Source organism: Leptolyngbya sp. FACHB-671 (genome assembly GCF_014695745.1).
Classification (GTDB): domain Bacteria; phylum Cyanobacteriota; class Cyanobacteriia; order Elainellales; family Elainellaceae; genus JAAUTN01.
The window spans coordinates 1-18,481 of the sequence record NZ_JACJOV010000078.1; the positions used below are offsets into that span (position 1 = coordinate 1).

Genomic DNA, 18,481 nt, shown 5'->3' on the forward strand with positions numbered 1-18,481 from the left:
TGCCTCTGTCGTAAGCATTGACTATTTTTTCTCGCAAATCTACTGAGTACGGTTTCATTATGGTCCTCAATACCCTTAATGTTCCCTTGAGTGTACCTCATATCTCTCAAAAGTGCTGTATCTTCTGACCTATAAATTTTGAAGTGCTTGCAGGTTGAGTAACTACGCTAACTTCTCCCTGTGCAGTTTTATTCACAAAGTAGGCGATTCCTCGATAGATCAATTTATAAGCTAGTGGTTGTACAGGAACTTCACTCTGCTCTGTATTCGGATCGAATCGATAGGTAAACCCACGGTAAATCAAATTATAAGCGGGACCAGAGCCACGAACTTGCTGAGAGGGCTGTCTTGTATTCTGGCTTTCAAGCTTTGAGGGGTCGTATTCGTAGCTAACACCGCGATAGTAAAGTTTCATGGTTTTACCTTTTGAATGAATGTAATTGGTTGATTTCAAGGCGAAAGAAGGTGCTGACTCGACATCTACCTTGTTGTTCTCATTCTTCACCAGACATTCCGTTTAGACCACGCAAGTTCTTTGAATTAAGCTGCAACTTATCGTGAAGCGTGGTATTCTTCAGGAAAAAAGACCCTGATTCAGTGGTTTGCAATTTGCACAAAAGGATGTAGCCCGCTATATAGCGTTTCTTACACGAGTGAGGTATCAAAGATTCAGTATTATCAAGCTTTCCAGCTTTGAAAATGTACCTCACGTAACCGAGAAACGCTATAATTGCTTTACTTTTTGAGCAAAAGGCTAAAGATTCTATGCAATAACTTGGAAGTCGCTGCTAAATAACCTGGATGTCGCTGCTAATCAGAGCTAAACCTGTTGAGAAGCTAGCAATTTGTACTTGTGCGCTTGCTCCTGTACCATCTGAATCAAAGAAGAGTGCGCCGTTTGATGAGTTGTAGATAAAGCGATGATCGGAATTAGTTGCCCCAACGCCGGTAACAAACTGAGAAGAAAGCAGAGGTCCATTTGCAGCTCCTGTTTCGGTGGTTATGTTGCCCCCAAAAACTGGGCCTGAAATCGCAAATTTATCTCCTTCTGCCCTGTTAAAGTCGATAATCCTATCAATACCATTACTGTCGGATGAGATGTAAAAGTAATCTGCACCGGCACCTCCAGTCAAGACATCGCTGCCAATACCTCCAATAAGGAAGTCGTTACCGTCACCACCTAGCATTGTGTCACTGTCGTTGGTGACAGCTCCAAAATTTGTGTCACCTCCAAAAATGGTGTCATTTCCTGCACCGCCCCAGAGGTAGTTATTGCTATTATTGCCACTGATATAGTTGTCGAGTGCATTGCCACCTCCGGAATTAGCACTACCGAGTAGCTCGAGGTTTTCTACGTTTGGGCTTAAGGTGTAATTGTTGGTAACAGAGAGGACAACATCTGTGCCGGCATCAACGCCTTCAATAATCACATCACGGTTGTGGTCTACGCGATAAATGTCATTACCCATGCCGCCGTCCATTATGTCAGCACCCTTATCTCCATCAAGGATGTCGTTGCCGGCTAACCCAATGATGCTATCTTTACGATCAGTTCCAGACAGATAGTCGTATTCAGATGTCCCAATGATTGTAGCCATGTTGATTACCCCTGATTAGTGCCGTTAAGTTTATTAAGAATGTGTGAGTGAGTTGAATCTCTACACTTCCTAGATTAGAAAGCAATACCCCTAATCACCATAAGCTCTACTTACTTGCAGGAATGCGTTTCCACAGCTCTGTAAGCTCAATAGTATCGAAGAATGCTATTACCTTGACAATACGCCCGTTTTTCATGGTCATATACCAGGAATAGGTGTTGGTATAGGGTTTGCCGTCTTTGGCTGTAGCTGTTCCATCCCATAAGGCGATTACCATATCGCCCTCGGTATAAATGCCTCGGACACTGGGTACTATTCTCTCGCTCAATCGCTCATTGATTGGTACTATGGCTTCCTCCAAAAACTGCTTGCGGCTGGTATAGGTTTTGGAAATTGGACTTCTGCCTGTAATCGTCCATTCCACATCATCAGCCAGCAGATCAAAGAAACTACCAGTGTTATTAGCCCATTTAGCAAAGCCTTCGCGTACTATTTCTTTATTCTGGCTCTCATTAGATTGCACAATTTTGCGAATCTCTGCTTGCTTTGGCTCGGCTTTAGTACTGGACACAGGTGCTGCGGTGGCTATCATCAAACCAAAGCCAATTAATCCAAAGCTAATTAGTAATTTACGGTGGGGGGCGGTGGTGTATTTTTTCATAAATCCTCTTTCTGGATTAAGCCTGTGTAGAAAACGCTATTTTGTCTTTGTTATCGAATCGAAACGTCAGGCTGCCTGATCTATCAGTATTTCCCATGCAATCAAAAACACCAGAGATAGGGCTGCCTTTTCATGGCTGAGTCTTCCACTCCTTATCTGAAATCGGTAGACTCAGCTAGAGTTCGCCATTTTGCCGTCTCTTGCTCGACGTAAGCATTCTTCTCGGCTATTGTCTGAAGTGTATCTGTGCCTAGAGGTAACCGCAGAGGTGGTTCCTCTGAGTTGACAATCTGAAGAATAGCTGGGGCGAGCTTAGTGGGATCTCCTGGCTGTTGGTAGTTAAGTCCAGCCGCTACGTCACGGATTTTCCCGACCGTCTGGGCATAATCAGGGATTTGCACTGCACTCGGACGTAGCGAACTGTTATCGAGAAAACCAGTGCGGAAGTATCCTGGCTCAACCACCGTCGCATGAATCCCCAACGGGGCTAACTCGCCATGCAGGGCTTCGGTAATGCCTTCGACGGCAAACTTGGTTGAGCCATAGATGCCCCATCCTGGGGAAAAGCGATAACCTCCGATCGACGAGATATTAATGATGTGTCCAGAGCGGTGCTGACGCATACTGGGCAGCACAGCACGGGTGACATTCAGTAGCCCGAAGACATTGGTACGATAAACACTCTCAACCTCTTCGGCACTGCACTCTTCGACAGATCCTAACAAACCGAATCCAGCATTGTTGACCAACACATCGATTTGTCCAAATTTTTCTAGACTTGTGGTGATCGCTGCTTTTACCTGAGCCTCATCGGTGACATCCATGCTCAGCACTAATACATCTTTGTTGGTATTAAACTGTTGTAAATCAGCCTGATTGCGGGCAGTGGCAATTAATCTGTCACCTGCTGCCAAAACTGCTTTCGCAATCTCGGCACCCAAGCCCCGTGAAGCACCAGTAATGAGCCATGTTCTCTGAGTCATGATTTATCTTCTGAAAATTCTTAGGGTTAGTAGCAAAGCTTCGATATGCAATATCTTGTATCCAGAAAAGTTGAATTTTGTAACTGATTTGCTATTGGCATTTGCATAAATTCAATATAGGAAATTGACTTGAACTTGTCGTCCCCTGAAGGTTGAAAGTTTTAGACAATAGAATGAGTGATGAATTAGCCAATCTAAAAATGGTAGGGTGATTCCAACTTTAGTTGGAATCTACATTCATCCGAAGGCACAACTTAGTTACAAAACAGGTGCTTCAGGTTTATTTCAAATATTTCTCGAACCATCTCAAGGCAGTCGTACTGGCAATCTCGAAGCTCGCGCCCTGGAAGGCATCAAAGTGTCCGCCCTTCAAGATTGTGAGAGACTTTGGCTCCATCGCTCGCGTATAGACAGCTGCGGCTAAGTCGGCAGGTGCAAGAAAGTCCTTCTCGCCAACAATCAGGCATAGCGGGGTGGGAAAGATTGCCTCTATGTAAGGAATCGGTTCGTAATAAAGACAGTGTTCAACCGATTCAAAGGTGAGCCGATTCTCCCATCTTCCGTCGCCGGCACTCTTAGCCGATTCAACCCAATCGAAAGCGTCGGGTGTTGGTAGCAAGCTGGGTTTACCGGGTGGAGCAACTAACGGGAAGTAGCCCACTTCTCCGGTTTGATACCGTTTTACCCGGTCTTGTGAAAGCAGTTTTGTGAGTTCTTCGAGTTCAAGTGGGGAGGTCTGGCGGCGGGAGTTAAGAAACCCACTCACTGTAGGCATCTGTGCCACGATCGCTTTCACACGCCGATCAAATGCGGCTAAATGCAGCGCGTGACCGCCGCTATAAGAAAAGCCCCAAACACCTATGCGCTCCGGGTCAACTTCGCTTTGTAGCTGAGTCCAAGTGATGGCATTGCGGTAGTCTTCATGCTGCTCGGTAGGGATAATTTGCCCACGAGGTTCTCCCTCACTAGCACCAAGGTAGCGATAATCGAACAGCGTGACAACGAACCCAGCTTGAACAAATAACTCAGCGAACTGAGGTAGCCCCATCTCTTTGGTCAAGCCAATTCCATGAGCCATAACAATTGCGGGATAGCGATCGCCAGATCCGATTTTATCCGGAGTATAAAAGGTGACGGAACACTTTAGATCTTTACTTTCAAAGCTGGTTCTTCTTTGCATAGCTGATGTGGGAGTTAGTAAATTTGTTGAAGATTGGTTCTGTTTTGAAATGAGTTCCTTATATGCTTTGCTATTGCCCGATATATCCACTTTTAGCCCGCTTCAAACCTTTGTCATATCGCCATCTATATGGACGGTTGTCACTATTGTGGTCGCGCTTTGCGGCGCTTTGACAAATTCCTAAGCAAGTTGATGACTGATATTGAGAACACTGAGCAATTGTGTTTTTTCAAGACATTGCACCATGTTTAGTTCTCCTTCAGCAATTTATTGTTCTTGCTGCCTCATGCTTGAGGTGAATTACTTGCAGTAGTAATGGCTGTTATCAAAGGATTAAAGTTCCAGTGACCGCTATATCGAATTCCATTAATAAACAAAGCTGGGGTAGCCGTTATTCCGCTGTGGATACCACTTTCAATGTCTTGATTGATGCGCTCAAGATGTATATGCTTAAACATGTCTTGTAGAAATTGGGAGATATCGAGTCCTAGATCGTTGGCATACTCTACTAAATAACCATCTCCTAACTGTTGTTGATGGATGAACAAAATATCATGTATTTGCCAAAACTGACCTTGGACAGCAGCAGCTTCAGCTGCTTCAGCAGCACGTAAAGCTTGAGAATGAAATTGTATCTGCGGAAAATGACGGAAAATAAAGCACAAATAATCCTCTCCCAGCGCAATACTTAGTTGTCGCCCAATGACTTTCAGTAACCGATAAACACCCGCACTTTCTTGACATTGATAATCTCCATACATCACCAGTATCACGGTTGCTCTTAACATACCCTGTTGATGATCCTGGGCTGAAGGTGGGACAAATAATAAACGGTGTTTAGGGTCATTATTCACTGAAACCTCCGAGGGGAAGTATGTTTACCGCAAGTAATACCTGCAGTGGGCTACGCTTACATTAGGCATCTCCAAAAATTGAATGTGTGTTACTTGAAACCCTTGTAAATACGTTGTATACATTGCACGACATCTTTCCGGTGAGATAGTAATAAAGAGGAGAAATAAAGATCTTAATGGTGATGGGAGCAAGAACATGGTCTTGGAGATTTTGACTCACTCCAGGTAGATCGACTACGACCGGAATGCCCAATGATTGCAGGTGTTCGGCACCACCAATACCCGAGAGCAACAATAGTTTGGGCGAGTCGAATGCCCCTGCACTGACGATCACTTCCTGGTTGACCCGAATCTGGTGCACCGTTGGCGTGGAATACCTCCACGCCAACGGTGCGAGTGCCCTCAAACAACAACTGAGTCAATAATGCACCTGTCGTTATTGTCAAACGAGGACGCTGGAGAATCGGTAGAAGGAATACCGCATCTGCACTATGGCGCTTCCCATCTTTGAGGGTTAACTGATAAAGCCCTGCCCCTTCTTATTGACAACCGTTGAAGTCAGGATTATCGTCATAGCCCATTGCGCTCGCGTTATCGACAAAGACGTTGAGACGTTACAGCCGGAGCCGCAATATCGGTGACGCTTGCAGGTGTCAATTGCGACTCAACATCAATTAACTTTGCTTCGGTTTAGTGAAGTAGTAACTAACTAGCGATCGCTTTCCTTGAGATCTGCGTTCTTTACGAAGCTAAAGCTCTTTCAATACGGCGATCGGGGATAAGCCACATGATTGCAACTAGGACATACAGCAGACAAGCCAGTTCTGGGTTTACAAAGGAAAGCAGAATTGCTAGGGCATAAATCGCCACTGATATCTTGCCCTTAAAATCTCGACCTAGCGCAACAGCAAGAGCGGAATCTTGACCGTGGCAAGCAATGAGGGTGCGAGTAAGAATGAAGTAAGCGATCGCCGAAAACAACAGCACTGTACCATAAAAGGCAACTGGCAAGGCGGCGAAGAGATTCTCGCCTGCCCATGCCGTGACGAAGGGAATAAGCGACAGCCAGAACAGCAGATGCAGATTTGCCCACAAGACGCTACCACTCACACGCCGAGATGCTTGTAATAAATGATGATGATTGGTCCAATAGATGCCGAGATAAATAAAACTCAGCACGTAGCTCAAAAACACCAGGATTAGGGGACGCAGCGCAGCTAAATTGGCTTCATGGGGCGCTCTCAATTCCAACACCATAATGGTGATAATAATGGCGATCACACCATCGCTAAATGTTTCTAACCTCCCTTTACCCATCTGTATACAGGCTCCTTTTTTGCTTAGTTCAAAGATTGTTTTCCTGCTGACAGCTTACGAGTAGAATCGCTCGTAATCATCAGATCTGTTGCGTTATAAGCTTGAAAAAGTTATGAAACCTAACCGTAATAAGGCTTTTGGGAATTTTTTTGGCCAAGGCTGTAATCCTTGCCCCGTGGGATTTCCAGCGATTTTTTCCCTTATAAAGCAACAGATCTATTAACGGCCAAGCTCACCTGCCCGAACCCTCGATGAGCCACGAACTCCGAAAAACCTATCGGCTGGGTCGGATGCAGCGCTTGGTTCGGATTGCCTTGATTGCTCAAACGCCAACACTACTTCGAGATCCTGCCCTGCGAGCATTTGCGCTCGCAGGGCAGCAGAGCCAGTCAGTATTTGATAACGGCCCGACCTACAATGTCACCCGTCCGCAGGAGGTCGATGTTTTCATTGATGTCGTCGAAGCGAATAGTCTTGACGGCATGCCGGATCTTGCCCTGCTGCGCCAGTGAAATCACCTCGCTGAGGTCGTTATAGTTGCCCCAGAATGAGCCGTGATAGGTGTGCTCGCGACCGACGAAGGGAAAGAGCGGCAGGCTGATCTTGTCTCCAACAAGTCCCACAGACGAGTAATGACCGGAAATGGAAAGCAGCTCGAATCCCAACCGGATCATTTCTTCGACCCCAGCGCAATCAATGACTGCATCGACCTCACCTTGACCTGTGGCTTTGCTCAACTCCTTGCGAATGTCATCGAGCGACTTGCCCCTCGTACTGATGGCATGATCAGCCCCGAAGTCCTTGGCTACGGCAAGTTTCTCTTCATTGCGGGCGAAAGCAACAACCGTCGCGCCGCCACCGAGTAACTTCGCGTACTGAACAGCGTAGCAACCGAGTCCGCCGATTCCAAAGACTGCCAAGATACGGTTCGGTCCGAGGGCACCGGCATCGCGCAATTTCTTGATGCCGCGGTATGGCGTTAGTCCAGCGTCGGTGAGCGGAGCGAGTTCCTCGGCTTTCAGTCCGAAGCGCTTGTCCACCTTGATGATGTACCTGGGGGGCACGGGCACGTATTCTGCATAACCGCCATACGGACCGAACCCAGGCCAATTTCTATGTGCACAGATTTGCGTATTGCCCTGCTGGCAGTGCCGGCACGTCCCGTCGCCCCAACCGCCTACAATAACCACTTGGTCGCCTTCCTGAAGTCCAGACGACTTGGGCACCCTACTTCCGACCTTCTGCACCTCACCCGCGATTTCGTGACCGGGTGTCGTGGGAAAGGCTAGCTCAGCATACTGCCGAAAGTAGCCATCCACCAATTGCACGTCGGTTCGGCACATACCCGCAGCCGTGACTTTGAGTAGCACCTCATCGGCCCTGAAGTCTGGGATCGGGATATCTTCGAGGACAAGGGGTTGCTCGTAACCGTGCATTCGCGCTGCTCGCATGGTGTGTCTCCCTACCTGTTTGTCGGATGAACGATATATTGGGTGTGTTGCAAAAATCCTTTAATAACCAACCAACTTGATCGTTTGCGTTCTTTTAAGCAGTCACTCCAAAGATTGCTTCGATAAATCTGGCTTGAGAGACATTTGTCCCCTTGTTAGATGTCTTGCATTTGCCGTTGCCGCATCACATTCATTGCTTCGATTCCACTAAAGGTTCGTTTGGCACAACTGAATGTTTTGAATCCCGTCATTGGCTTCATAATTCGCTTGATCGCTCGATGATCCTGCTCAATCACGTTATTCAAATATTTGCTTTGTTGTAATTCAGTGCGGGTTCAGTAACAGCGTTGGAAGATGGAGCTTAAACGGAGAGGGGTTCTCCAACAATCCAAGTGTCATGCTGAGATGAAAGCTCAGTCCAACCTTCAGGAGGCGTTTGACCTATTTGGGGGAAGAATTCCTCAATATCGCCGGGTACAAAGAGGAAAAGCATCCGAGCCACTCCGGGTCCAAGATTCACCCATCCATGCACGCTGTTACGGGGTACAACAACTGATGTTCCAGGCCCGACCTCGAACTCTTCACCCGCGCAGTGAAAGCGAAATCTGCCTTCAATTACTTCAAATATCTCCTCTCTCTCTTTATGATAGTGAAGTGGCGGGCCTGAGAACGGTGGGGTACGCACTTCGAGGATTGTGAAAGCCCCGCCGACATCTTTGCTATGTACGTGGATAGCCATTTGCTCACCAGGCATTGTCTCGAACCAATTGAGGTCTTCGCTCCGGCTGACAATTGCAACTTTGTTTTTACTCAATGCGGTGTTCATCATTATTTTATGTCTGATAATTGTGGGATTGAGGATCAAAGCACATCATTACTTACAGCGATAATTGCTGCCATCAACTCTGTTTTCAATCTTGGGTTGAAGATGAAACAAATAATTAACAGTGCTTTTGAGGATGAGCATATTGACCGCAAGTGATACCTGGGTTAGACTACGCCTACATTCCTCTGTGTGTCATCTGTATTCAGCAACCTTGAATCTTGTAACCCGATTGCTAGGTGTGTTTGCATAAAATTAATATATGCAATTGACTCTGGATTGTCGTCCACTCAGAGTTGGTACTTTTATTTAGTCGCATAGACGAGTGCATAACCCATCTCACAATGGAAGACTAACTCCAACTAAAGTTGGAATCGAAAGTTAACCAAAAGCATAGCCTACAAACTAATAATTCCGCGTTTGAACGCAATAATTACGGCTTGAGTACGATCACTTACTCCCAATTTACTGAGAATGCGATTGACATGGGATTTGACAGTGCTTTCTCCAATAGTTAAAGCAGTTGCAATATCTGAATTACTCATTCCTTGCCCCATTAAACCCAGTACCTCTAGCTCTCGAACGCTCAGTTCTGGGTTACTCATGCGCTGCACTAGCTTTGCCCCCACTAGGGGCGGAATGTACTGCTGACCGTGATTAATCATGCGAATGGCATTGAGAAGTTCGTTGGGTCTTGCATCCTTGAGCGGATAGCCTTTCGCACCTGCTTGCAATCCGCGATAGATATCTTTATCGCCATTATAGGTTGTTAGCTTCAGACGGCGACAAGCAAGCACCAATATAGATAAAGGGGTTCGTGGCACAAACCCGGTCGAAAAATCCCTGCTTATTGGCAGCAGGCTCTTTGTAGAGAAAAAATACGAATTGTAATAAATAAGTAAAGGTCGAGTTAATCTCGCAGGACCATTAACAAAATGATGCCCTCATTCTACTAAAATATCTGGAAGGATATCTGAAACCAGCACAGTTGATTACCTAAAAGATGGTGGTGTGGTTATTACAGCCCCAAAAGCAGGTAAGAATTGAAAGATTGGCAACAAGCTTGCCGTTACCAATTTTAGAAAATAGCCGTCGTCATATTCAACGGTTTTTAGCTCTAAGTAAATGAAGCGTATTGGCACTGTGGCTTCCGATTATTAAAGAAGTGAGTTTTCATCAAATTGAGCCGGGGAGTCAACTGATTATCCTCTTGGGAAGAACTCACCATTAAGAAAATAGTTTCTTAATGGTAAGTTCAATTCATCAAAAAAGAGTCTTTCCCCTATTTTGGAGGTTGTTGGATAAAAAAGGAGCTTGTAATTTCACAGAATAAAACTAAGTAGTATGTCCAGTTATCTGATTATTAAGTAAGTATAAATTATTGATTATTGGGGATAGAGAGTTTCAGAGTATAGAACTGGTGCAATAGTTACACATCAGCATCTTGGTTCTGTATCGCTAAAAATCCACCACACCTTTTCGCCAAAAGAGACAGCCATTTCAATTTTTAAGCACTATCCCGATTCAACCAAGTATTCATTTATTCTACCAGTATATTAGTTTCATGCAAAAGAAGGGTTTTGATCGGTTTAATTTAGCAGTTTTTTGGAATCGAAAATATAAAAGTAAACAAGAGTCAGAGCCTTGGTATTTATTGACTAATCTCCCAGACAAAACACGATAATTCGTGTTTATAGTCAACGTTAGGTCATGGAAACCATGTTTTAAGATTGTTTAACTGGCGGTTATAATCTCGAAGCTTCTAAAGTATCACTTAATAGATTAATTAGCTTGATCTTATTAATTATTTTGGTAATAAATTTTGTTTAGCTATAAGGTTAAAAAAAACTAAGATGCAAGACAAAAAAAATATGTTTTTCATATGATAAAAGCCTGTAAAACTAGAAGGAGATATAGTAAATTTTGGTTTGGTCTTTATGAAGAAAGTTGATTAATCGCTTTCTACTCTTGTCAATTATTAGTCGAGCAAATGCTTAACTATATTCAAAAAAAATTATTTTATCAACAAGATTTGAGAGCTATAACTCTGATCCAGCAAACTCTTTAGCTTTATTGCCGCCCCCCTGAAAATTGATTCGCTTAAGGGGCTACTTGTGCCTGAAACGCCTCGTAGTTTTTTGGTGTATCGAGATCGATAGCACCTTCTGGGAAAGGAACTCCAAAAATGGCTTGGGCGTGCTGTTTGATGATCTGTCTTGCACCTACATCGCCGCTGAGTGCGCTCAGTTCCGAGAACAAAGCGCGGCTGAATAGTGCAGGTACACCCAATATTTCTGCATATTCAGATGCAATAATTGGCTTACCCGTAACTCGGTAAGCTGCAACCAACCTATCAATAATTTGAGTGGAGACGAAAGGCTGATCGCAAAGCATCAGCACCACAGCTTCTACCTCTGAGTTGATTGCATTAAGAGCTTCTATACCAGTGCGAATTGAGGTACTCATTCCCTCTGCCCAGTGCGGGTTTTCGACGACTCGTGCATCGAGTGGCTCAACTTCCGGTTTAATGCGATCGCCACTTGCCCCCAGCACAACAATAATTGGATTGCAAACTGAGACGATCGCAACTTCGACAACATGACCAATGAGGCTCCTCTGTCCGAAATGTAGCAGTTGCTTCGGCATTCCCATCCGAGTGGATGCGCCTGCGGCTAACACGATCAGACCGACAGCAGACATAAGCTAATTTAAAAATGAAAGGTAGAAGGCTGATGGCAGGTGGCAGATGGCTTACTTTTTCTCTCATACATGAGCGGTTTTTCGACCGAAAGGGAGCAAGAGTTTGACTCTCCCACCAAAATCTTTAATTGGGTTGCTAAGAATTGAGCAGGGTTAAGACCCCATCCATACTCTTCGCTTCTGCCATCTGCCACCTGCCATCTCCCTTCTTTACTTCCTCGCTATGAATGGAGCCAATTCGTTCTCTCAATGCACCGCCAGAACGATTGGCAAGAACGGCTTGAATTTCTGCGACAATCGCTAGGGCAATTGCTTCTGGTGCATTAGCACCGATATCAAGACCGATTGGACTGTAAAGGCGATGCAGTTGAGCGGCTGTGGGGATGAATCCGTCGGCTTGCAAGTCCTGAAGCAATCGTTGAGTGCGACTTTTCGGCCCTAAGATGCCCACATAACGAAGCGGTGATGGAAGCAGTGATCGCAGCAGCGCTTGATCGCGCAGGTAGTTGTGGGTCATCACGACTGCAACCATGCGCGGATTAAAGGTGAGATGTGCCTGAATGTTCTCCGGTTCACTGCAAATAATTTCGTCTGCCAACGGAACGCGATCTCGTGTGGTGTAACCTGGTCGGCTATCAATTACCGTAACGTGCCAACCGAGTTGTTTGGCAAACTCAACAACAGGAATTGCATCGTGACCCGCTCCAAATACTAGCAGGGGGACGAGGGGTTGAATCACTTCGATGAAGACTTCTGCTGTACCGTTGGCTAACGTATAGGATCCTACCTGTGATAGCGTAGCCTTTCCGTCGGACAATTGCGCCTCGCCCAGCACCCGACGGGCATCTTGTAGCACGCTGTGAGCAAGCTGACGGTCTTCAATACCATTAACCACAGTACCATCCGGTTTCAACAGGAGGCGGGAGGCAATGCTAGCACGGGTTTCTCCCTCGACGCGGAATACCGTTGCGACCGCTCCGGGTTTGCCCTGATGCAGACAGTCTGCGATGAACTCAATCTGACTTCTTGCAGACGCATCGTTCAGGGACTCAATTAGCACGTCTACCACACCATTGCAACCCAAGCCCAATCCCCACACAATATCTTCGCTAGAAGTGGTATCGTACTGCACCACAACTGGTTTGCCGGAGTAAAACATCAGAGGTTGCGATCGCTCAAAGACATCACCTTCAAGACATCCGCCACTGATGGAACCGATGGTTTGACCGTCCTCTACGAGCAACATCCGTGCCCCAGGCCGGCGATAGACTGAGCCTTTGGTTTTCACGACCGTAGCAAGGGCACAACACCTACCATCATTTGCTATCTGCTTAAAGGCTTTAATGATGTCTTGGAATTCTCTCATAGCTGTTATGACCTGATTTTAGTTGTGCTGTTCACAGGAGCTTGTCAGGTGTGATAGGCAAATCGCGGATGCGCTTACCCGTAGCGTGGAAGATGGCGTTAGCAACTGCTGCTGCTGCGCCGACGATGCCGATCTCGCCGATACCCTTGATTCCTAAAGGATTAACGTGCGGGTCGTTCTCTTCAACAAAGACTGCATCGATGTCGGGGATGTCAGCGTTAACGGCAACGTGGTACTCTCCAAGATTGCCATTGACATAGTTGCCGTAACGTGCATCTAGTAGCGTTTCTTCATGAAGCGCCATGCTAATGCCCCAAACGACACCACCGACGATTTGCGATCGCGCTGTCTTGGGATTCAGGATGCGACCTGCGGCAATAACGCAGAGGAAACGCGGAATCCTTATTACGCCTGTGTCTGGGTCAACGCTCACTTGGACAAAGTGTGCGCCGAAGGCGTGCATGGAAAACTTCTGTGCTGCGTCATCGGGCTTCGAGTCAACCCGCACTTCCACGCCTTGTGCCAAGTTGTGCCGTTGCATGATGGCGACGTAGGACTCTCCCCGTGCGGGTTGCCCTTTGGTAAAGAGCCGTCCGTCAGCGGCTGTGATCGCCTCCTCGTTTGCGCCCCGGAGTGGGGAGTTGGCATCGTCACGCACCAAGGCAGCGAGGCGCTGTCGCAGTGCAACACACGCTTCCTGCACCGCCGTACAGAAGCTTGCTGCACCAAATGAACCGCCCGACGCTGGAGTTGGCGGAAAGTTACTGTCGCCGATTTCCACCTGCACTCGCTCCGGTGGCACTCCCAGTGCATCTGCCGCCACTTGCGTCAATACCGTGTAAGTGCCAGTACCCAGGTCGGTAGCGCCAGTGTGTACCTGCACGCGACCATCCGGTAAAACTCGCACGATAGCTGACGATGGACGGCGGCGTGCTGGGAAAGTTGCACTCGCCACACCATAACCAATGAGGTAGCGACCCTCGCGCATCGAACCGGGTTCGGCTAGGCGTTTCTCCCACCCAAAGCGCTTTGCCCCTTCGCGAAAACACTGTACTAGAGAGCGACTTGACCACGGTAAACCGCTTTCTGGGTCACGCGGAGGTTCGTTACGCACGCGCAGTTCGATCGGGTCGATCTTCAGCGCGTAAGCCAACTCATCCATTGCCGACTCCAAGGCAAATGAACCCGGAGCTTCCCCCGGTGCCCGCATAATCATCGCTCGCTCGAGGTTAAGAGGAACAATTCGGTGCGTCACCAAGCTGTTCGGACACTCGTACATCATGCGCGACATAACGCCATTTTGCTCGGCGAACTCGTCAAACACAGCCGTTTCCATAATGCTTTCATGGGCAAAGGCGGTGAGGCGACCATCGCGCTTCGCTCCGAGTCGCATGCGCTGCTGCGAGTGGGGGCGGTGTCCTACGCAGGTAAACATCTGCGCTCGCGACAGAGCGACTTTCACGGGGCGACCGATTTGTTTAGCAGCGATTGCGGCTAAAATAACGTGTTCGCGTGTGGGTACTTTGCTGCCGAAACCTCCTCCCACATACGGACAAACCACCCGCACGTTTTGCTTGGGGATGCGGAGCGTGCTGGCAACGCTTGTCTGGTTGGCATCAACGTGTTGGGTGGAGTTGTAGAGCGTCAGGCGATCGCCTTCCCACACAGCAATCGTGGCGTGCGGTTCGATTGGGTTGTTGTGTTCGATCGGTGTCGTGTACGTTACATCAATGCGGACATCCGCTGCACTCAAGCCCCGTTCCAAATCACCTTGCTGAGTATCTGTCGGGTAGCCTGCATTTATCCTTTCCGGTGCATAAGCGCGGTTGAGATTTGCTGCAAACTCCAGTGCCGGACGTTCTTGTGTATATGCAACGCGCACGAGTGTTGCGGCATATTGAGCTTGCTCGAATGTCTTGGCAACAACCAAGCCGACGTGCTGCCCATAGTGGTTAATCCGGTCGTCTTGCAGCACTGGAATCACTTTGAGGTAGCGATCGCTGACTTCGGGCGGGTCAGTGGTTGCAAGCTTGGGCGCGTTGAGGTGGGTAATAACGGCAATGACTCCGGGAGATTTTTCTGCTGCGCTGGTGTCGATGCTCTGGATGCGTCCACGGGCGATCGTACTCCGTACCACGACGGCATGAGCTAAGTTCTTCATTGGGAACTCAGCCGCGTAACGTGCTGCTCCCGTAACCTTGAGCCGCCCGTCAGTTCGATCCATCGGCTTGCCAATCGCTGAGTTCGTTGGCTTGTCAGCGTTACTTTGAGCTGAAAACTGCATAGGTAAGCGTTGTCCTTATTCTGTTCAGAGGAGCTTATCGGGTGTAATCGGTAAATCGCGGATGCGCTTGCCAGTGGCGTGGAAGATGGCGTTGGCGATCGCTGCCGATACGCCCACTATGCCAATTTCCCCAACGCCTCTTGCCCCTAGCGGATTTGCCTTGAGGTCTGGCTCTCCCACAAAGTACGTTTCGATCGCGGTAACGTCGGCATTCACGGGTACGTGATACTCACCGAAATTGGCATTGACAAAACGCCCATTACGTGGGTCTATTTGGGTGTACTCCATCAGCGCCTTGCCAATGCCGCCCACAACCGCACCAATCACCTGACTGCTTGCCGTTTTGGTATTAATCACCCGCCCGATATCGCAGACTGAGACAACCCGCGATACTCTCACCAGTCCAAAGTCCGGATCGATATGCACCTCAGCAAAGTGTGCGCCAAAGGAGTGCATGGAGAAGCGCTGCTTCTCGTCCCCCGGTTCAGAATCCTTTTCGGTTTCAATGTAGTCTCTGTTAGCGCGTTTCAGGATGTCTGTATAGCTCTCGCCCTTCGACGCATCCTGCTTTAAAAACAGGCGTCCGTCTTCCACCTCTACCTCATCTGCCTTGACGTTGGACAATAGTGAATTCGGCTGAGTACTTGCTAGAGACAGTGCTTGTTCGCGGACTGCTAGACACGCCGCTTGCACCGCAGAACCCAGACTAGCCGTGAGCATCGAGCCGCCTTGCACGGGGGAGTAGGGGAAATTTGTATCCCCCAACTCAAACCGCACTCGCTCGGGTGGCAAACCCAGAGCATCTGCCGCAATCTGGGTCATAATCACATAAGTTCCCGTGCCAATGTCGCTCCCTGCACTTTTCACCACCGCCGTGCCGTCAGCCAGGAGACGCGCTTTGGCAACGGCTCGCAAGCGATTCATCGGGTAAGTAGCAGTTGCCATGCCCATGCCAACCAAGTAGCGACCGTCACGCATCGATCTTGCTTCCAGTTTGCGGCGCGACCAGCCAAACTTTTCTGCTCCGACCTGGTAGCATTCCTTGAGAAATTTGCTCGACCAAGGCAGCCCATCTTCGGGATTGACTTCGGCATAGTTCCGCATCCTCAATTCGAGCGGATCGAGCTTGAGGGTATAGGCAAGTTCATCTAGACAGCATTCGAGGGCATACACGCCAGAAATTTCCCCCGGTCCCCGCATAAAGGTGGGCGTACTGGTGTTGAGTCGGACGAGACGGTATCGCGTTACCAGGTTTGAGCAGGCATAAAGCATCCGAGTCGCATTAAGCGTAGCTTCAGTATACTCTTCGTACATGGAGGTTCCCGCCGTTGCCTCGTGGACGATCGCAGTAAGCTTGCCACTCTTTGACGCCCCCAGTGCCACCCGTTGCACCGTGTAAGGTCGAAATCCCACTGAAGTGTACATCTGCTGGCGGGTGAGCACCAGCTTGACGGGACGCCCCACCTGACGGGCAGCGATCGCGGCTACAGTGACGTGGGGCCAACTCCGCAGACCCGATCCAAATCCTCCGCCAACGAAGGGCGAGATAACTCGCACGTTCTCTTCAGGCATTCCAAAGGTTAGGGCGACGTGCTTCCGGGTGTTGTACACCCATTGAGTTTTGTCGTAAAGTGTCAGTTTGTCGCCTTGCCAAGTTGCGATCGTGGCGTGTGGCTCCATCGGGTTGTGGTGTTCGATGGGAATTGTGTAGCTGCCCTCAACCCGCACCTCAGCACTCGCCAGAGCATCGGGATTGCCGCGTACCACATCGGAAGGTCGTCCTCTTTGGCTAGATTCGGTAGGCGGGAAGGCTTGCGCCATTGCTGCTTCTACAGTTGTCGCTGGAGTTTGCTCTTCGTAACGAACCTGCACCAGCGAAGCGGCATACTGGGCACGCTCCAGGGTATCCGCGACCACAACTGCAATGGGCTGACTGTTGAAGTAGATGGTGTCGCTTTGGAGGACGGGAAAGTGTTGCCCCACTTTGGGATCGATAATCGCCCGCTGCTCTGGTTTGTCAAAGTTCAGCTTTGGCGCGTTGAGATGGGTAATAACGGTAACTACTCCGGGAGCACGTTCTGTGGCTTGGGTGTCGATTTGCCGGATGCGCCCTTTAGCGATCGTACTCATGACCAGTACGGCGTGTACGAGGTCGGGTACTTCGACTTCTGCCGAATAGCGTGCTGCCCCAGTCACTTTCAAGCGCCCATCAACGCGATCCATCGGCTTGCCAACAGCAGCATTTTTCCCCTGGCTCATGCCGCACCTCCCTCGGCTACTGTGGTCAGCGCCTGCACGATCGCCCGCTTGCCCATCTCGATCTTGAAGGCGTTGTGTTCGTAACCCCGTGCTTCGCGCATCGTTGCTTCGGCGGCTTGCTGGAATGTCGCTGCCGTCGCCGGTGCACCTGTCAGTATCTTTTCTGCTTCCACTGCACGCCACGGCTTGTGTGCCACTCCCCCCATCGCTACCCGTGCTTGGCGGATTTTGCCGCCCCGGATGTCCAACGCGGCAGCAACGGAGACAAGAGCAAATGCATAAGAGGTGCGATCACGCAATTTTAGATAGTACGAGCGTGGCGCGAAAACGGCAGATGCAGGGGGTAAGTAGATCGCAGTAATCAGTTCGTCGCGTCGGAGATTCGTATCTACCTGTGGCGTATCCCCAGGCAAGCGGTGAAACTCCGACATGGGAATACTTCTTTGCCCTTGCGGCCCCTCAACTTGCACGATCGCATCCAGCGCCACCAATGCAACGCACATATCCGATGGATGGGTGGCAATGCACTGTTCGCTGCTGCCGAAAATAGCATGAATGCGGTTGTAGCCTTCCAGAGCACCACAACCCGTACCGGGTTCTCGCTTGTTGCACGGCATTGCTGTGTCGTAGAAGTAGTAGCAGCGCGTTCTTTGCATCAGGTTCCCGCCGTTGGTTGCCATGTTTCGCAATTGGGCGCTGGCTCCAGCCAGGATAGATTGAGAGATAAGCGGGTAGCGCTGGCGCACCAGTGGGTGATTTGCAGTATCGCTGTTGCGTGCCAAAGCACCGAGACGCAAGCTACCATCGCGTTCTTCAATGCCAGCCAGTTCCAGCCGCGAGATATCCACAAGGCGATCAGGCTGTTCCACGTTGTCCTTCATTAAATCTAGAAGGTTTGTGCCGCCAGCAATGAACTTAGCTGTTTGGTCGCTGCCAACAGTCTGGATGGCTGCGCCTTGCTCTGTCGTGCGCGTGTAAGCAAAGGGTTTCATGATGTCACACTCC

The 18,481-nt window shown here is 48.9% G+C and carries 15 protein-coding genes and 2 pseudogenes; all 17 read right to left on the reverse strand.

The features are described 5' to 3' along the window. Nucleotides 1-106: 106 nt before the first annotated feature. Nucleotides 107-415 (reverse strand): DUF4278 domain-containing protein, encoded by a 309-nt coding sequence (locus H6F93_RS09545; protein ID WP_190680238.1) that lies wholly within the window; start codon nt 413-415, stop codon nt 107-109. Nucleotides 416-788: 373 nt separating this feature from the next. Then, on the reverse strand, nt 789-1,598 hold the full coding sequence (locus tag H6F93_RS09550) for a calcium-binding protein (RefSeq protein ID WP_190680239.1): 810 nt from the start codon (nt 1,596-1,598) through the stop codon (nt 789-791). A 106-nt stretch (nt 1,599-1,704) separates the two neighbouring features. Then, nucleotides 1,705-2,259, reverse strand: a complete 555-nt coding sequence (locus tag H6F93_RS09555; protein ID WP_190680240.1) for a nuclear transport factor 2 family protein — start codon at nt 2,257-2,259, stop codon at nt 1,705-1,707. 152 nt (nt 2,260-2,411) lie between these two features. Next, nucleotides 2,412-3,242, reverse strand: coding sequence for an oxidoreductase (locus H6F93_RS09560; RefSeq protein WP_190680241.1), 831 nt, complete (start codon nt 3,240-3,242; stop codon nt 2,412-2,414). A gap of 280 nt (nt 3,243-3,522) precedes the next feature. Then, nucleotides 3,523-4,422 carry an alpha/beta hydrolase gene (locus tag H6F93_RS09565; protein WP_190680242.1) on the reverse strand — a complete coding sequence of 300 codons (900 nt, stop codon included), beginning with the start codon at nt 4,420-4,422 and terminating at the stop codon, nt 3,523-3,525. A gap of 284 nt (nt 4,423-4,706) precedes the next feature. Next, nucleotides 4,707-5,276 (reverse strand): thioredoxin domain-containing protein, encoded by a 570-nt coding sequence (locus tag H6F93_RS09570; RefSeq protein WP_190680243.1) that lies wholly within the window; start codon nt 5,274-5,276, stop codon nt 4,707-4,709. A 173-nt stretch (nt 5,277-5,449) separates the two neighbouring features. Then, nucleotides 5,450-5,746: pseudogene (locus H6F93_RS35730) on the reverse strand (hypothetical protein); the annotation flags it as partial. Nucleotides 5,747-6,017: 271 nt separating this feature from the next. Further along, nucleotides 6,018-6,593: a TMEM175 family protein gene (locus H6F93_RS09580; protein ID WP_190680244.1), complete on the reverse strand. Its 576-nt coding sequence runs from the start codon at nt 6,591-6,593 to the stop codon at nt 6,018-6,020. Between the two features lie 389 nt (nt 6,594-6,982). Further along, nucleotides 6,983-8,044 carry an NAD(P)-dependent alcohol dehydrogenase gene (locus H6F93_RS09585; protein ID WP_190680245.1) on the reverse strand — a complete coding sequence of 354 codons (1,062 nt, stop codon included), beginning with the start codon at nt 8,042-8,044 and terminating at the stop codon, nt 6,983-6,985. Nucleotides 8,045-8,199: 155 nt separating this feature from the next. Continuing rightward, nucleotides 8,200-8,352 (reverse strand): annotated as a pseudogene (locus tag H6F93_RS09590) (DDE-type integrase/transposase/recombinase); the annotation flags it as partial. 53 nt (nt 8,353-8,405) lie between these two features. Next, entirely contained in the window at nt 8,406-8,873 is a 468-nt protein-coding gene (locus H6F93_RS09595) for a cupin domain-containing protein (protein ID WP_199313597.1), read from the reverse strand. 392 nt (nt 8,874-9,265) lie between these two features. Then, entirely contained in the window at nt 9,266-9,691 is a 426-nt protein-coding gene (locus H6F93_RS35110) for a response regulator transcription factor (RefSeq protein ID WP_524537922.1), read from the reverse strand. A gap of 1,276 nt (nt 9,692-10,967) precedes the next feature. Next, complete coding sequence (locus H6F93_RS09605; protein ID WP_190680247.1) at nt 10,968-11,567, reverse strand: nucleotidyltransferase family protein; 600 nt, start codon at nt 11,565-11,567, stop codon at nt 10,968-10,970. 136 nt (nt 11,568-11,703) lie between these two features. Continuing rightward, nucleotides 11,704-12,933: an XdhC family protein gene (locus H6F93_RS09610; protein ID WP_190680248.1), complete on the reverse strand. Its 1,230-nt coding sequence runs from the start codon at nt 12,931-12,933 to the stop codon at nt 11,704-11,706. Nucleotides 12,934-12,964: 31 nt separating this feature from the next. Next, nucleotides 12,965-15,217, reverse strand: a complete 2,253-nt coding sequence (locus H6F93_RS09615; protein ID WP_190680249.1) for a xanthine dehydrogenase family protein molybdopterin-binding subunit — start codon at nt 15,215-15,217, stop codon at nt 12,965-12,967. 24 nt (nt 15,218-15,241) lie between these two features. Beyond that, nucleotides 15,242-17,476: a xanthine dehydrogenase family protein molybdopterin-binding subunit gene (locus tag H6F93_RS09620; RefSeq protein ID WP_190680250.1), complete on the reverse strand. Its 2,235-nt coding sequence runs from the start codon at nt 17,474-17,476 to the stop codon at nt 15,242-15,244. Beyond that, nucleotides 17,473-18,468: an FAD binding domain-containing protein gene (locus H6F93_RS09625; protein WP_190680251.1), complete on the reverse strand. Its 996-nt coding sequence runs from the start codon at nt 18,466-18,468 to the stop codon at nt 17,473-17,475. The genes H6F93_RS09620 and H6F93_RS09625 overlap by 4 nt, the downstream gene beginning before the upstream one ends. Nucleotides 18,469-18,481 lie beyond the last annotated feature (13 nt).

Coding starts and splice junctions, on each gene's coding strand:
- H6F93_RS09615 (WP_190680249.1), bottom strand. CDS start 15,217: ATGCAGTTTTCAGCTCAAAGTAACGCTGACAAGCCAACGAACTCAGCG.
- H6F93_RS09620 (WP_190680250.1), bottom strand. CDS start 17,476: ATGAGCCAGGGGAAAAATGCTGCTGTTGGCAAGCCGATGGATCGCGTT.
- H6F93_RS09610 (WP_190680248.1), bottom strand. CDS start 12,933: ATGAGAGAATTCCAAGACATCATTAAAGCCTTTAAGCAGATAGCAAAT.
- H6F93_RS09585 (WP_190680245.1), bottom strand. CDS start 8,044: ATGCGAGCAGCGCGAATGCACGGTTACGAGCAACCCCTTGTCCTCGAA.
- H6F93_RS09565 (WP_190680242.1), bottom strand. CDS start 4,422: ATGCAAAGAAGAACCAGCTTTGAAAGTAAAGATCTAAAGTGTTCCGTC.
- H6F93_RS09555 (WP_190680240.1), bottom strand. CDS start 2,259: ATGAAAAAATACACCACCGCCCCCCACCGTAAATTACTAATTAGCTTT.
- H6F93_RS09605 (WP_190680247.1), bottom strand. CDS start 11,567: ATGTCTGCTGTCGGTCTGATCGTGTTAGCCGCAGGCGCATCCACTCGG.
- H6F93_RS09550 (WP_190680239.1), bottom strand. CDS start 1,598: ATGGCTACAATCATTGGGACATCTGAATACGACTATCTGTCTGGAACT.
- H6F93_RS09560 (WP_190680241.1), bottom strand. CDS start 3,242: ATGACTCAGAGAACATGGCTCATTACTGGTGCTTCACGGGGCTTGGGT.
- H6F93_RS09580 (WP_190680244.1), bottom strand. CDS start 6,593: ATGGGTAAAGGGAGGTTAGAAACATTTAGCGATGGTGTGATCGCCATT.
- H6F93_RS09545 (WP_190680238.1), bottom strand. CDS start 415: ATGAAACTTTACTATCGCGGTGTTAGCTACGAATACGACCCCTCAAAG.
- H6F93_RS09595 (WP_199313597.1), bottom strand. CDS start 8,873: ATGATGAACACCGCATTGAGTAAAAACAAAGTTGCAATTGTCAGCCGG.
- H6F93_RS09625 (WP_190680251.1), bottom strand. CDS start 18,468: ATGAAACCCTTTGCTTACACGCGCACGACAGAGCAAGGCGCAGCCATC.